General features: G+C 71.8%; 15 protein-coding genes. 4 read left to right on the top strand and 11 right to left on the bottom strand.

What is annotated here, in order from left to right; translation table 11 throughout:
• Complete coding sequence (locus ACLBXO_RS06725) at positions 1 to 489, bottom strand: N-acetyltransferase family protein (RefSeq protein WP_447684893.1); 489 nt, start codon at positions 487 to 489, stop codon at positions 1 to 3.
• A complete protein-coding gene (locus ACLBXO_RS06720) occupies positions 486 to 1,253 on the bottom strand; it encodes an NAD kinase (RefSeq protein ID WP_331315496.1) in 768 nt (255 codons plus the stop codon). Before ACLBXO_RS06720 ends, ACLBXO_RS06725 begins: the two co-directional genes overlap by 4 nt.
• Positions 1,254 to 1,396: 143 nt before the next feature.
• Here ACLBXO_RS06720 and cutA point away from each other — a divergent pair, with 143 nt between their 5' ends.
• Together cutA and ACLBXO_RS06710 are read left to right on the top strand one after the other, a co-directional pair.
• Positions 1,397 to 1,750 carry a divalent-cation tolerance protein CutA gene (gene cutA, locus ACLBXO_RS06715; protein ID WP_447684892.1) on the top strand — a complete coding sequence of 118 codons (354 nt, stop codon included), beginning with the start codon at positions 1,397 to 1,399 and terminating at the stop codon, positions 1,748 to 1,750.
• Positions 1,751 to 2,106: 356 nt separating this feature from the next.
• Entirely contained in the window at positions 2,107 to 2,679 is a 573-nt protein-coding gene (locus tag ACLBXO_RS06710) for a hypothetical protein (RefSeq protein WP_447684891.1), read from the top strand.
• 46 nt (positions 2,680 to 2,725) lie between these two features.
• Here the strand turns inward: ACLBXO_RS06710 and ACLBXO_RS06705 are convergent, their stop codons facing one another.
• The 4 genes from ACLBXO_RS06705 to ACLBXO_RS06690 all read right to left on the bottom strand — a co-directional run bounded on the left by ACLBXO_RS06705 (position 2,726) and on the right by ACLBXO_RS06690 (position 7,259).
• Entirely contained in the window at positions 2,726 to 3,862 is a 1,137-nt protein-coding gene (locus ACLBXO_RS06705) for a glycosyltransferase (protein ID WP_447684890.1), read from the bottom strand.
• 67 nt (positions 3,863 to 3,929) lie between these two features.
• Complete coding sequence (locus ACLBXO_RS06700) at positions 3,930 to 4,688, bottom strand: lysophospholipid acyltransferase family protein (RefSeq protein ID WP_447684889.1); 759 nt, start codon at positions 4,686 to 4,688, stop codon at positions 3,930 to 3,932.
• Between the two features lie 95 nt (positions 4,689 to 4,783).
• Positions 4,784 to 6,313 (bottom strand): phytoene desaturase family protein, encoded by a 1,530-nt coding sequence (locus ACLBXO_RS06695; protein WP_331315473.1) that lies wholly within the window; start codon positions 6,311 to 6,313, stop codon positions 4,784 to 4,786.
• 97 nt (positions 6,314 to 6,410) lie between these two features.
• Positions 6,411 to 7,259 carry a type 1 glutamine amidotransferase gene (locus ACLBXO_RS06690; RefSeq protein ID WP_331315471.1) on the bottom strand — a complete coding sequence of 283 codons (849 nt, stop codon included), beginning with the start codon at positions 7,257 to 7,259 and terminating at the stop codon, positions 6,411 to 6,413.
• 197 nt (positions 7,260 to 7,456) lie between these two features.
• Between ACLBXO_RS06690 and ACLBXO_RS06685 the strand changes: the two genes are divergently transcribed.
• The gene (locus ACLBXO_RS06685) at positions 7,457 to 7,771 is read left to right on the top strand and encodes a hypothetical protein (RefSeq protein ID WP_331315469.1); all 315 of its coding nucleotides are present in this window, start codon (positions 7,457 to 7,459) and stop codon (positions 7,769 to 7,771) included.
• A gap of 115 nt (positions 7,772 to 7,886) precedes the next feature.
• Positions 7,887 to 8,384 (top strand): cache domain-containing protein, encoded by a 498-nt coding sequence (locus ACLBXO_RS06680; RefSeq protein WP_447684888.1) that lies wholly within the window; start codon positions 7,887 to 7,889, stop codon positions 8,382 to 8,384.
• Positions 8,385 to 8,413: 29 nt separating this feature from the next.
• Here ACLBXO_RS06680 and ACLBXO_RS06675 read toward each other — a convergent pair whose 3' ends face one another.
• From ACLBXO_RS06675 to ACLBXO_RS06655, 5 genes are all read right to left on the bottom strand, one after another.
• On the bottom strand, positions 8,414 to 9,607 hold the full coding sequence (locus tag ACLBXO_RS06675) for an ABC transporter permease (RefSeq protein WP_331315465.1): 1,194 nt from the start codon (positions 9,605 to 9,607) through the stop codon (positions 8,414 to 8,416).
• On the bottom strand, positions 9,604 to 10,581 hold the full coding sequence (locus ACLBXO_RS06670; RefSeq protein WP_331315463.1) for an ABC transporter ATP-binding protein: 978 nt from the start codon (positions 10,579 to 10,581) through the stop codon (positions 9,604 to 9,606). The genes ACLBXO_RS06675 and ACLBXO_RS06670 overlap by 4 nt, the downstream gene beginning before the upstream one ends.
• 4 nt (positions 10,582 to 10,585) lie before the next feature.
• Positions 10,586 to 11,005: a DUF2141 domain-containing protein gene (locus tag ACLBXO_RS06665; protein WP_331315461.1), complete on the bottom strand. Its 420-nt coding sequence runs from the start codon at positions 11,003 to 11,005 to the stop codon at positions 10,586 to 10,588.
• Between the two features lie 38 nt (positions 11,006 to 11,043).
• Positions 11,044 to 12,633 (bottom strand): phytoene desaturase family protein, encoded by a 1,590-nt coding sequence (gene crtI, locus ACLBXO_RS06660; protein ID WP_331315459.1) that lies wholly within the window; start codon positions 12,631 to 12,633, stop codon positions 11,044 to 11,046.
• A 243-nt stretch (positions 12,634 to 12,876) separates the two neighbouring features.
• Positions 12,877 to 13,878 (bottom strand): helix-turn-helix domain-containing protein, encoded by a 1,002-nt coding sequence (locus ACLBXO_RS06655; protein ID WP_447684887.1) that lies wholly within the window; start codon positions 13,876 to 13,878, stop codon positions 12,877 to 12,879.
• Positions 13,879 to 13,977: the final 99 nt, after the last annotated feature.

Below are 13,977 nucleotides of genomic sequence, written 5' to 3'. Positions count from 1 at the left end.
TCAGAGCGTCCGGAACATCACCAGCGCGTCGACCGGCCCGAGCGCCGGGTGCCGGAATGCGCCCGGCAGCCGGCCGACCACGTCGAAGCCGAAGCTCTCCCACAGGCGGACGGCGCGGACGTTGGTGCTCACCACGAAATTGAACTGCATCGCCGCGAAGCCCCGCGCCCGCGCCCGATCGAGCGCGTGCGCGCACATGGCCCGGGCGACCCCGCGGCCCCGGGCGGCTGCTCCGGTCATGAAGCCGCAATTAGCGACGTGGCCGCCCCCGCCCGCCTGGTTCGCGCGCAGATAGTACGTGCCGAGCACCGTGCCCGCCTCCTCGGCCACGAAGGTCTCGCGGTCGAGGCCGGTCCAGTACGCGAGGGCCTCGGCCTCGCCGAGGTCGCGGTCCAGCGCGTAGGTCTCGCCCGCCCGGATGGTCGGCACGATGATGCCGGTGACGGCCGCGCGGTCGGCCGCTTGCGCGGCCCTGACGTGCAGACTCACCCGAATTGCTCCCGCAGGATGCGCTCGTCGAGGCTGTGGCCGGGATCGTGCAGCAGCACGAGCTCGGTGGCGCGGTCGAGGGACGTCTCCACCGTGCAGACCCGGCGGAACTCCGTGTGGTCGGCCACCGCCGCGACCGGGCGGTGAGGCGCGTCGAGCACGTCGATCCGGATCCGGGCGTAGTCCGGCAGGAGCGCGCCGCGCCAGCGCCGGGGACGAAAGGCCGAGATCGGTGTCAGCGCCAGCAACTTGGCGTCGAGGGGCAGGATCGGGCCCCCGACCGACAGGTTGTAGGCCGTCGACCCCGCCGCGGTGGCGACCAGCACGCCGTCGGCGATCAGGAGGTCGAGCCTGACATTGCCGTCGACGGCGATCTTCAGCTTGGCGGTCTGGTGGGTCTGGCGCAGCAGATAGACCTCGTTGATCGCCCGCGCCCGGTGGGACCGCCCCTCCGTGTCGAGCACGTCCATCACCAGCGGGTGGATGACGCTGCGCTGAGCGTTCTCCAGATGCTCCAGGAGATCGTCGTCGCGGAACTCATTCATGAGAAAGCCGACCGTGCCGCGGTTCATCCCGTAGATCGGCTTCGGGTGGTCCATGAAGCGGTGCAGCACCTGAAGCATCAGGCCGTCACCGCCGAGGGCCACGACGACGTCGGCCTCCTCGGGCGGGACGTGGTCGTAGCGTCGCATCAGGGCGGCCGCGGCCTCGCGGGCATGGCCGGTCGGGCTCGCCACGAAGGCGATCTTCTGGAGGCGCGGCATGGATCAGGCGCAGCCGCGCAGGCGCGTCGGGATCGCCTCAGGGTTCACGTCACGGCTCCAGTCTGACGAGCGAACCGCCCGGTTGACGTCCTTGCCCGGCATGCGCCTCACTCCGCGAGCACACGCGCTACCGGAGGCATAGCATGGAGCGTCCGCTCCTCGTCTACACCACCTTTCCCGACCTCGCCTCGGCGCTGAACATCGGCGAGGCGCTGGTCCGCGAGCGCCTCATCGCCTGCATCAACGTGCTGCCGGGCATGCAGTCCGTCTACAGCTGGAAAGGGGCGGTGGAGCGCGGCGCCGAGGTCGCCGCCATCCTGAAGAGCCGCGAGGGGCTGGCCGACGCGCTGGCGGTCGCGCTGAAGGCGCGACACCCCTACGACACGCCGATCATCCTGCATCTGCCGATCTCCGGGGCGGATGCCGACACCGCCGCCTGGATCTTGGCGGAGACGCGGCTCGGCGGCCCGGCCGGCACCGGGACTTCGACGGACTGATCCATCAGGAAGCGCCGCTTCCCGGCCCGACCGGTTCCGACAGGATGCTGGAATGGGCGCCAGACGCCTGTGGACAAGCGCGCCTTGCCGTCCGTGGGAGCGCCTCGATGGCCCGTCAGCGAACGCAGCCGTTACCACTGTCTTGCGGCCGAATAACGAAGTTGAGAAATAGAAAAATCTGAGTATTGTACTCAATAATTACTTGCATTCGATACAATAAATCTCAGAGATAGAACCGAGAGATTGAATCGGCCGGGTCCGGCTGATTAGGGAACCTTCGTGCAATCACCGCACGCGATGCGACGCCGAGGGGAATCATGGGACGGTTCAGGAATGCAGGGCGGTTGGAGCTGGTCGTGCTCGCTGCGGTCGCGGGCGCCGGGAACGCGCAGGCGGCCGGGGCGCCGAAGAGCGAGCCGCTGATGACCATCGCGCCGGCGCCGTCCGGTCCGGCCGGCCTCGCATCGGCCGACCCGCCCGCCTTGCGGTACGGGGTGCTCTATGCCGACGACAAGGGCCACAGCCATGTCCAGTATTGCGACCTGAAGAACTTCATCTTCAAGAGCTACGCGCCTCCGGCAGCGCCGCAATACGTCGGCTTTCCGCCGGGGGAGGTGACGTCGATCAAGTACGCGGTCCTGCCGGTCGGCTATGTCGGCACGTGGCACACGGCGCCGGGCCCCCAGTGGGTGATCACCCTGTCGGGCCGCTGGTCCGTGGAGGCCACGGACGGGTCCGTGCTGGAGCAGGGGCCTGGCGAAGTGGAGTTCAATGCCGACATGGGGTCGACGCCGCAGGGTCCGGACAGCCATGTCGGGCACCTGACCCGGCAGGTCGGCGACGTGCCCAACGTGCAACTCATCGTCTCGCTCAAGCCGCAGATCGGAAAGGCCCGCTCCACCGATCCGTGCCAGCCGTCCCAGCCGTGAGGCCCGGGCGCGGGCCGGCACCCTCTGGTCCGCCGGCCCGCGCGGGTCAGCCGCCGCTCACCGGATAGCTGCGGCCTTTCCAGGTCGCCGCGCCGGCCCGCTCGCGGCGCAGAAGCACGTTCCACTGGATCGCCAGGGCGACCGCGACCGCCGCCGGATGAAGCGGGATCGTCGCCCAGGGGGCCCGAACCGCCACGGTGACGGCCGTCCGGGTGGCCAGGGACAGGCCGAGGGCCAGGATGGCCGGGATAAGGGCCGAGGCTGGCAGCAGCCCGAGCAGCCCGGCCAGGACGAGGAGCGGCGGCAGAACCTGGCCGCAGCCGAGAAGCAGGGTCCAGACCGGGAGGGCGCGGGGCGTGGCCATGCCCTCGTGGGCATTCTTGGAGAAGCCGGCCCAGGCCTGGCCGAAGCCGTCGTACATCCGGCATGTGGCCAGCGCGGCGGCGGCCACGAGATCCGTCCGGTAGCCCGAGGCCCGGAACAGCCGGGGCAGGCGGACTCCGTCGTGCAGGGAGGTGCGGATCGCGTCGTGGCCGCCGGTGGCCGCGTAGGCCGCCCGCTCCATCAGGATCAACTGACCACAGGCCGCGCCGAGCGATGCGTCCGACAGGCGGCGCATCAGCGGTATGGGGAGGAAGCCGAGGAGCAGGAAGTCGATCATCGGCACCGTCAGCATCTCACCGACCGTGTCGGTCCGCTGCCGGGGCACGCCGCTGACGAGGGCCGCGCCGGTGCGCCGGGCCTGCGCCGCGAGGGCGGCGGCCGCCCCGGCCTCGAGGCGGACATCGGCGTCGATGAACAGCAGGTGGTCGCCGCGGGCGAGCCCGGCCATGTGGCTGCAGGCGTGGTTCTTTCCGGTCCATCCCTCGGGCAGGGCCGGCACCGAGACGAGACGCAGGCGCGGATCGCCGACGGCGCGCACGATCGCGGCGGTCGCGTCGGTGGAATGATCGTCGCCGACGATCACCTCCACCGGGACCGCGATGCTGGCGAGCGCCGCCCGGACGGTGGCGTCGATGTTGCCCGCCTCGTTGCGCGCCGGGATCAGGATCGAGACGAGGCCCGCGCCGGCCTCCGTTACGGGCCGGCGCAGGGCCGCGAGATTCACCGCCACGAGCACGGCCGGCAGGAGGGCCGCGGCGAGGGAGGTCAGCGCCAGGGCCGTGAGAATCGAGTCGGTCATCGTCCGCGCCGGGAGTGTGTCGCGCCACGATAGGCGATGGCGCAGGGTTTGGCGCGCGCGGACGGCCTCATCCGGCGCGATCCTGTCCGCCCATCGCGCGATGCGCCGGGTCGAACCGGCGCCCGGAGAGGCGTGCCGCCAGCCGCCGCCACAGGTCATAGAGGCCGCCGACGCCCTTCCGGCCGGAAACCAGGGTGCGGAAGCGTCCGGGCTCCCGGCTGATCACGTCGGAGCTCAGGCGATCGAGGGTCTGCGTCAGGTCGGATTCCAGGCGGGCGAGCCGCTCGGCGCGCGGAAGCGCGGCGAGGTCGGCTCCGGCGATTCCAGGACCGAAGGCCGCGAAGGCGCCCGCCCCGCGCTCGTCCCAGAAGGCGTACTCGACGGCGAGCGGGACGAAGAGCGCGTCGGGGGCGATCTCGGCGAGGCGCGCCACGCCGGGACGCAGGACCAGCGGCCGCGCGCGGGCATCGGCGAAACGGCCCTGCGCGGTGATCCAGAGCATGCTATCGGGCGCGCCCAGGATCGACCGGGCGGCGGCCAGGAACTGCGCCGCCCCGCGCGGGCTGTCGAGATCGACGCCGAAGGCGCCGATCCGCTCGAAGATGCGGTAGCGTGCCAGCATCGCGGCGTCGAACGGCGCGCGGCTCGCCCGCTCCGGATAGAGGCGGCCGGCCAGCACGATGATCAGCGCGGCGTCCCACCACGCCGGATGGTTGCAGTAGACCACGATCGCGCCCGGATGACTGGCGGCGGGCAGGGTGCTCCAGAGGGGCAGCCGCAGCGCGTCGAGGTGGCGGTGCAGGTAGCGCTCGAGCCACGCCACCATGAAGGCGCGGATCCGGGGCGAGACCGGGGGCAGGGGGGCGCCGCGCCTGCCTCTCGCGCCCCCCGCGACGGGGGGCGGCGATGGCGGCGTCGCGGTCACGCCGAGGCGCGCAGGGCGCCGCGGGCGTCCTGGTCGTGCGCGTCGGCGGCGATCCAGCCCGACATCATCACCATCGGCATACCGGGTCCCGGGTGGGCGGCGCCGCCCGCGAGGTACAGGCCGCGCACCTGCCGCGACCGGTTGCCGGGCTTGAACGCCCCCATCACGCGCCCGTGGGAGGCGAGCCCGTAGATCGCGCCGTTGAGGACCTTGTAGCGCTCGTGGATGTCCTGCGGCGTGAGGTGACGCTCGACCACGATGCGCTCCTCGAGGTCCGGCATGCCGGCGGTCCGTTTGAGCTTGTCGAGGATCGTTCGGCGATAGTTCTGGAACAGCGGGCCGTCCGGCCGCCAATCGTGGTGCGGGCGCAGATACGGCGTGTGCACGAGGACGTAGAGCGCCTCGCCGCCCTCGGGCGCCACGCTCGGATCGGTGGAGGAGGGGGCAGCCAGGTAGGCGGTCGGGTCCGGGGCCGGCTCGCCCTTGTTGTAGATGTAGTCGAACTCCTCCTCCGGGTCGCGGGAGAAGACGAAATCGTGGTGGTTCAGGTGCTCGTAGCGCCTGTTCAGGCCGAGATAGAGCACCACGCCCGAGCAGGCCGGCTCGGGGTTCTTCCTCGCGTAGGCCTTGGCGGCCTCACCGCCGACGAGCTCGCGGTAGGTGCGGACCGAATCCATGTTGGAGATCACCGCGTCGTAGGGCGTGACGCCCGCGGCCGTCCGCACGCCCCGGACCGCGCCGTTGGCGGTCTCGATGCCGGTCACCTCGGTGTCGGTCTTGCAGGTGGCGCCGAGTTCCTGGGCGAGCTTCGCCAGCCCCTCGGCGACGGCCCGGGTGCCGCCCATCGGGTACCAGACGCCATCGGCCGTCTGCATGTGGGCGATGGCGCAGAGGACCGCCGGCGCGCCGTAGGGTGAGGAGCCGACATACTGCACGAAGTGGTCGAGCATCTGCGCGAGCCGGGCATCCTTGACCTTGCCGCGGATCGTCGACGCCACCGAGGCGTGCATGCGCAGGGACAGCACATCGCGCAGCGTCCCCGGATTCATGTTGGCGCGGATGTTGATCGTGTCGAACAGGTCCTCGACGGGCTTCCAGAAGAAGAATTTCTCGGAGACGCCGTGGAGATGCTGGGAGATGGAGATGAACTTCTTGTAGCCCTCGCCGGTGCCGGGGGCGAAGCGCTCCATGTCGCCGGCCATCCGCTCGACGTCCTGCATCAGGTCGATGTGGGTCCCGTCGTCGAAGAAGCAGCGCCACTGCGGGTCGAGGCGGCGCAGGTCCATGTAGTCGTGGACCGAGCGGCCGGACTCGGCGAAGATACGCTCCAGCACCCGCGGCACGGTCAGGATCGTCGGTCCCATGTCGAAGCGGAAGCCGCCCTCGTGGAGCACCGCCGCCTTGCCGCCGAGCCAGCCGTTCTTGTCGTAGACCGTCACGCGGTGGCCCCGCGCGGCGGCGACGCACGCGGCCGCGAGTCCGCCGAGCCCGCTGCCGATGACGGCGACCGTGGAATCCTGGCTCATCCTGCTGGCTGGCTCCCCGGGCCGAAGAAGGCGTGGCCCGCAGAGCGAAGCTAGACCTGGGGCCGGGCGGGTCAACGCGCCACCCGGTCGCGGCCGCCTACCGGCGGCGCTCGCCTGTGGACAGGCGCGCCAGGAAGTTCCCGATCTCCCGGCGGCGGAGACCGGCCTCCAGCACCTCCGGCCCTATGCCGTGGCGCCAGGCGAGGCGGCGCGCGGCCTCCGGGTCGCTGCCCTGGAGCGTCGCGATCTCGTCGGCGTAGGCCGCCACGGCGCGCGGGTTCTCGGCGAGTCCCGCCTCGACGATGGCGGTGTCGCAGAGGCGCAGCATCGCGGCCAGTTCGTCGAGGTCGAGCTCGGGATGATACTGGGTTCCCCAGAACCAGCCGCGGCCCAGGCGTATCTCGAGGGCCTGAACGCCGAGCACGGGGTTGCCGGCGAGCACGCGGGCGCCCGGGGGCGGCTGCAGCACGGCGTCGGAGTGGATCGCCGGGGCGTCCCAGGTCGCCGGCCGTCCGGCCAGGAGCGGATGGGTCCGGCCCTCCTCGGTCGGGGTGATCGCCCGGGCGAAGCCGTATTCCGGCCCGCGCGGGTTCTCGGCGGCGTGGCCGCCCGTCACCGTGGCGGCGACCTGCACGCCCCAGCACGAGCCGAAGACCGCGCGTCCCGCCTCGAGAGCCGCGCGCATCAGGTCGAGCTGCCGGGTCACGGCCGGCGTGCCCTCGGAGACCTTGAGGGTCGAGCCGGTGAAGATCAGCCCGTCGAACGCGGCGAGATCCGCCGGCAGGGTCGCGTCGGCGTCGGCAGCGTTGACGTGCTGGCAGACGGAGCCCGGCGCGAGGTCGTGCACCACCGCCGCGTAGGACTCGGCCGAGGTCCTTCCCGTAGCCGCGACGTGGCGGTCGCGGGCGGCGCGATCGTTGCCGTCGGCGATGAGCAGGCGGAGCATGTGGGATACCGTGGAGCGCGGCCGTAGCGGAGGCGTCTCTATGTCGGTGCGCACCGCGTCGCAGGAACGGCGCGGATCGTCGCGGGAGGTGAGCGCCGCTGGCATGCCCGACTCCTCCAAACGGGTGATGCGCGCCGCCCTGCCGGGTCTATCCCTGCCGTGTCGAACGCCGAGGGTCGATCATCGCGGAGGACAAGATGCCAGATCTCGCCGAGGTGGAGCTCTACTGCGCGGAAGCCCGGGACATCCTCGCCCACGCGGAGGACATCGTTCACGACCTGTGTCGGAGAGGTGCCTGCGAGGGGCACCGCATGATGGCGGACCAGGGCCTCGCGGCGCTGCGGAACCTCGACCGCATCATCGAGCGGCACCGCAGGCGCTTGGCGTTCCAGGCGCTGCCCAACGCGGTCGTCCAGCCTCCGCCTCCGTCCCCACCGCGGAAGCGGAACTGGCTGGTCTTCCTCCGGCGGGGCGGCGGGCACGCGGGCCATGGCGTCGAGGCGCATTCCTAGCACGCACGCGGCGGGGCGCCCGAGCCTGAGCGGTCTTGCCCGCGCGCATGAGACCGGCCGGGTCTCGCGCGGCGGGGCCAGCCACGCGCGGCGGGACGATCCCCTGGTTCCGGCGGTGCGACGGCGCGACGGACGGTCGAGCACCCTGCTGATCTGGGCCGTGCTGCTCGTCCTCGGGACGGCCGTTCCGGCCCCCGCCCGGCGAGCCCCCCCGCCGCTGCACCGGGCCGCCGAGATCGAGGCCCTCGTCAACAGGGCGGCCGACACGCTGGAGGCCGAGGGCGCGCGGGCGTTCGACGCGTTCCGGCGCAGGGGAAGCGTCTGGCGATACGGGGACGTCTACCTGTTCGTCGTCGACCTTCGGGGAGTCATCCTCTTCAACGCCGCCCACCCGAACCGCGAGGGGCACGACCTGCTCCACGAGCGCGACGCCGACGGGAAGCCATTCCACCAGGACCTCATCGACGCCGTCACGCGGTTCGGGTCCGGCTGGGTCGACTACATGTTCCCGAAGCCCGGCCAGTCAACGCCGAGCGTGAAATGGAGCTACGTCTGCGCCACGCACGTGGCGGGCGTGGAGGCGCTCGTCGGCGCCGGTGTCTACGTGGAGTAGCACCGTCCGTGTCGGGACGGCAGCGGGCCCTACGCCGTCCGCCGCGCGGCCAGCGCCAGAGCGAAGGCGAGACCGGCCAGGGTCAGAGCCGCCAGGACCCCCAGGGCCGGGGCCGCGGCAAAGAACCCCTCGCCGAGGGCGCTCTGGTACGCCTCGATCGCCCAGGCGTTCGGGGTGAGCCATCCGGCCTGCTGCAGCCACGGCGGCATCAGGAACCGCGGGACCATCGAGCCCCCGACAGCTGAGAGGAGCAGCACCCCGAAGGTCGAGGCGAGATGCGCCTGCTGGCGCGAGGCCGCGAGCGCGCAGGCCGCGAGCGCCAGGCCGGCCGCCATCGCGGAGACCAGGAGGCAGGCGGCCAGGAAGGCTGGCCAGTGCGGTCCGATCTCGACGCCGTAGAGGAGGGCGGCGGCCAGGAAGATCAGCCCGGCCTGGACGAGCCCCTGGAGCGTCAGGAAGGCGAACTTGCCGAGCACCACGACCGGCAACCCGCCCGGCCCGGCCATCAGCCGCTCGGTGAGGCCCGTCTCCCGTTCCTCGACCAGCGACATGGCGCCCTGCATGGCGGCGAAGAGCAGGAAGACGGCGGTGATCGCGCCCGCGTAGTAGCTCACCCGGGCATTGGCGGTCCCGGCCGCGGTGCTGCGCCGCTCCACCAGCGAGGCGAAGCTGAACGGCTCCTTCTTGGCACGCTGCTCGGCGAAGGCCTCGTCGAGGAACCGGCGCTCGTCGGGGCCGATCTTGCCCGTGCGCTCGACGTCGGCGACGACCCGCGACAGGACCACGTCGGGCAGCGCCTCGTTCAGGACCCGCTGGAGCTGGCCGAGGGCGATCGGCGTCGCCAGCGCCTTGGCGGGGTTCTCGACCAGCACCACCGGCTGATCCGCGGGACCGGGCGCGGCGATCAGGTCCCCGCGCAGGACCAGCGCCACGTCGACCTCGCCGGCCCGCACCGCCTGCGCCACGGCGTCGATGTCGCTCGCGGGCAGCCGCGTCACGCGGAGCGACGGATCGGCCGCGAGCGCGTCGGCGAGGCGCTCCGTCGCCGCGGTGTGGGCCAAGTCGGCCAAGCCGAGATGGATACGGATTCTGTCGCCGATCGCCCCGGAGAAGATCGCCGCGAAGATCGAGAAGATCACGGTCGGCAGGACGAAGGCCATCACCAGCGCGGCCCGGTCGCGCAGGAGGGTCAGGAGCATCACGCGGAAGGCGGCGGCGATCATCCGGCGGCCCCGGCCCGGAGCGGAGCGGCCGCGGCATCCGCCAGTTCCCGCGGGCGGAGGGCGTCGAGATAGAGCGTCTCCAGCCGCGGCGCCCGCACCCGGATCTCGGCCACCGGGACGTTCTGGGCGCGCAAGGCGCCGAGCAGCGCCGCGCCGTCGAGGCCGGACCGCTCGACCGACCGCCAGACGAGGCCACCCGCATCGGCAGGCACGAAGCCGGCCCGGCGCAGCACGCCCTCCGCCTGTCCCGTCGCCGGACCGGCGAGGCTCAACTCGCGCTCGGGCGCGCCGGTGCGCAACTGCGCGAGCAGGTCGGCGAGACGGCCGGCGCGCACGACCCGCCCCTGAGCCAGGAATGCCACCCGCGAGGCGAGGCGCTCCGCTTCGGCGAAATCGTGGGTGGCGATCAGGATCGCGGTGCCGGCGGCCTTCAGACGGTCGAGCACCGCGTGGATTGCCGCCCGGGCGGCGAGGTCGACGCCGCTGGTCGGCTCGTCGAGGAGAACCAGGCGGGGCCGGTTCATCAGGCTCGCGGCGATGTTCACCCGGCGCCGGTACCCGCCCGACAGGACACCGACCGGGCGTCGAGCCACGTCGGCGATGTCGGCCATGGCCAGTGCGGCCTCCACGGCCACAGTCCGGTCGCGCCGGGAGACCCCCGCCAATTGCCCGAACACGCCGAGGTTCTCCGAGACGGTCAGTCGCGGATAGAGGGCGATCTCCTGCGGCACCCATCCGATGGCGCGGCGGGCCTGTCCCGCCCGGTACGGATCCGCTCCGGCCACGCGCACTGACCCCGCGCTCGGAGCGAGGCGCCCGGCCACGAGGCGCATCAGCGAGGACTTGCCGGCCCCGTTCGGTCCGAGCAGCGCGAGGGTCTCGCCGGCGCCGAGGTCGAGATCGATCTGATCCAGGACCCGTCGGCCGCGGAGGTCGAGGCCGACGCCCGCGATCCGGACGAGGGGATCGTCCATCAATTCACCGGCTCGGCAGGGCGCGGCCGAGGCGCACCCGCACGGCGACACCGGGCTCCCGGAGGGCGAAAGCGGCCTCGGCGAAATCGGGCCGCGCCCGCCGCCCGACGGCCCCCGAGAAGCCGTAGGGCTCCAGCGGCAGGCCGAGGCCGGTGCGGTCGAGGCGCCCGTTGCCGTTGGCGTCCTGGTAGGCCGCCACAGCGTAGGCGCCCGGCGGGACATCCCGGAAGGTGAACCGCGCCCGCTCGGCTGTGGCCGGCGCATCGTCGCCCCGCAGGCACGACGTCTCCGAGAGACCGCCCTGGCAGAGGGCGACGCGCACTTGCCCGCCGCCGGGCTCGATCCCGTCGACCTCGACCTGGACGGCGGCGGCCCGGGCGGGCACGGTCGCGGCGCAGAGCCAGACCGCGAGGACAACCGTCACACGGCCTGCCCGGAGATGTCTCCGGTCGGTCGCCGCGCTCACGAGGCCTCGCCGGAGGTCGCCAGCGGGGCGGTATCGGGAATGCCGGCGGTGGCGGCGGCGCGGGCGCCGGCGAGTTCCTCGATCAGGAGCCGTGCCGAGATGCGCGCGCCCTCGTAGATCACCGGCAGGCCCGAACCCGGATGGGTGCCGCCGCCGACGATGTAGAGTCCCGGTCCGAAGCGGTTGTGCGGTCGGAAATACAGCATCTGCATCAGGTCGTGGGCGAGGTTGAAGGTGGCGCCCTCGTGAACGGCGAAATCCTCCTCCCACTGGGTCGGGTCGATGATCCGCTCGTAGCGGATGCGGGACTCGAGATCGTCGATCCCGAGGAGTTTCAGACGCTCCACGATCAGGGCGCGGTAGGTTTCCCGCATGGCCGCCCAGTCGATCCCCGCCTTCAGGTTGGGCACCGGCACCAGCACGTAGAGGGCCGTGTGACCGGGCGGCGCCATGCCGCCATCCGTGTAGCCCGCGTGCTGCACGTACAGGGACGGCTGCATCGGCAGCGTGCCCTCGGTGATCTCGCGGATGTTCTTCTCGTAGCCGTCGGCCAGGAGGATCGTGTGATGCCCGAGGCTGTCGGGCATTTTCCCCTCGAGTCCGAGGTACAGCATGAAGGTCGAGCAGGAGAGCCGGGCCTTCCGGATCTTGGCGTCGCGCCAGCGCGGCCGGTGCCGCTCCGGAACGAGGGCGCGGACGACCTTCGCGAAGTCGCCGTTGATCAGCACCGCGTCGGCGTTGAAGGTCTCGCCGTCCGCCACCAGACCGCTCGCGCGCTTTCCATCGAACAGCACCTCCTCGACGTTGCTGTTGAGCCGGAGGTCGACGCCCATGCGGCCGGCCAGGCCGGCCATCGCCTCGGAGACGGCGCCGCAGCCGCCTACCGGGTGATAGACCCCGTGCTCGTATTCGAGGAACGACAGGATGGTGAACAGGCTCGGGCACCGGAACGGCGACATCCCGAGGTATTTGGTCTGGAACGAGAAGGCGAGGCGCACCCGCGGGTCGGCGAAGTGGCGCTTCAGGTCGCGGTCGACGCTCCGCCCCGGATGCAGGTAGGGCAGGGCGGCCAGCATGGCCGGGCTCGCCATGCTGCGCAGGGTGTGGAAGGCCTGCTCGAGCACGGGCTTGAAGTAGTTCAGCTTGGTCCGGTTCTCGGCGAAGAAGGCCTTGACGTTCTTGGCGTCGTCCGGCGCGATACGGGCGATCTCGCGCTCCAGGCGCTCGACGTCACCGGTGGCGCTTATCGTCCCCGAGATGCCCTCCGCGCCCTCGAACACGAGGTGGTACTGGGGGTCGAGCCGCTCGAGCTTGACGTGGTCCTCCAGCCGCTCGCCGCAGCTCGCGAAGATGTCCGCAAGAATCTGTGGATAGAGGAAGAAGGTCGGGCCGATATCGAACCGGTAGCCGCCGGGCGCCTCGACGGTCTTCGTCCGACCCCCGACCTGCGGGTCCTTCTCGAAGATGGTGACGTGAATCCCGGCCCGCGCGAGCAGCAGGGCGGCGGCCAGTCCGCCCGGCCCGGCACCGACCACGGCCACCCGGCGTCCGGTCAGCGCCCGCAACCCATCCCCAGACTGAAGCAACGTCCCCAACTCCTCACAGAATCCCGATACCCCATGCGGCCAAGCTAGCTTCGCATCATCGCGCGGCAATTGCAGCCGTTTGTCGCGCGCATAACGCTGTATACGATCATACCGTGAATACGCATCCGCAAGGATTCCCGAGGCGCGCCGCGTCGCGGGCGCCCGTTGCCTCGCCGGCGGACTGGGCCGGCGGACTGGCCGGCACCGGAGCGTGTGTCGGACCGTCCTCGGAGGAGCGGGGCGTCAGCGCTGGCCCAGGCGCTCGTACCAGGCGTGGGCCTGGGCGGGCGTCCGCTCGTAGGTCCGGGTGCCGTGGGGGGCCCGCGTCTGGCGCCATTCCCGCGGCGTCACCCCGAACCGGGCGCGGAAGGCGCGGCTCAGGTGGGCGGGATCCTTGAATCCGTGCTCGCTCGCCAAGCGCGCGAGCGCCCGGGTCTCGAGCGGATCCTCCAGGGCGATCCGGATCGCCTCCAGCCGCTTCTCCCAGACGCGGTGCATGACGCCGCCCGCGTTCTGGAAGGCGCGGTACAGCACCGTCCGCGAGACGCCCGCGCCGTCGGCGAGCCGGTCCGGCGTGAGGTCGGGCGAGGCCAGCTGGAGATCCATCAGACGCTCGGCCAGCGCGACGAACCCGGCATCCAATTCCGGTCCCTGCAGCACGTCCGAGGCCGCGGACGAATCGAACAAGCGCCGGATGAAGCCGGTCAGTTCGCCCGCGATCGCCGGCTCTTCGTCGGCGGTGGTGGTCGGCAGCCGGCGATACAGGGCGTGCAGGCGCGCGACGAGCAGACGGTTCCGCTCCCTGTCGAGGAAGATCGGGATCCGCTCGACCGTGCAGTCGGCCAACAGGCGGCGCGGGATGGTCAGCCCGATCGCGCTGGAACTCACTCCGCGGGCATCCAGCTCCCGACCCATATTGGCGGCCATGATCCGGTTGCGCTGCCGCAGCACCGGGCTGCCCGCGACGTCCCCGGACAGGCCGCCCGACACGTAGAGCATGAACGTGAAGTGGTCCGGCGTCGCCGCGGCGTGGCGGCGATCGCGGACCATGTGCTGCGCGGAGAAGATCATCCGGCTGGCGAGGATGTCCCCCAGAACCGTGCAGGACAGGTTCCCGCGCGGCACCGGCGCCCCCTTGATCCGCTCGATCCGGACAATCGGTGCCATCAGGTCGCGCCAGGCCGCGAAGGCCTGCGCGGGGCTGAGGTGATCGGTGTTGAAGTGAAGCGTCGGGATGTTCGACATGCGATCCGGCGCGGCGTCGGGACGGTCGTCCGAGCCCAGCTTGCGCCGGCCGGTGCGCAGCGTCGAGATGTCAATGTGTTACAGCTGGACAGTTGCGCG

It is taken from the genome of Methylobacterium sp. C33D, from assembly GCF_053345825.1.
The sequence above is the reverse complement of the archived record's forward strand: the minus strand, read 5'-3'. Positions and strand labels throughout refer to the sequence as shown.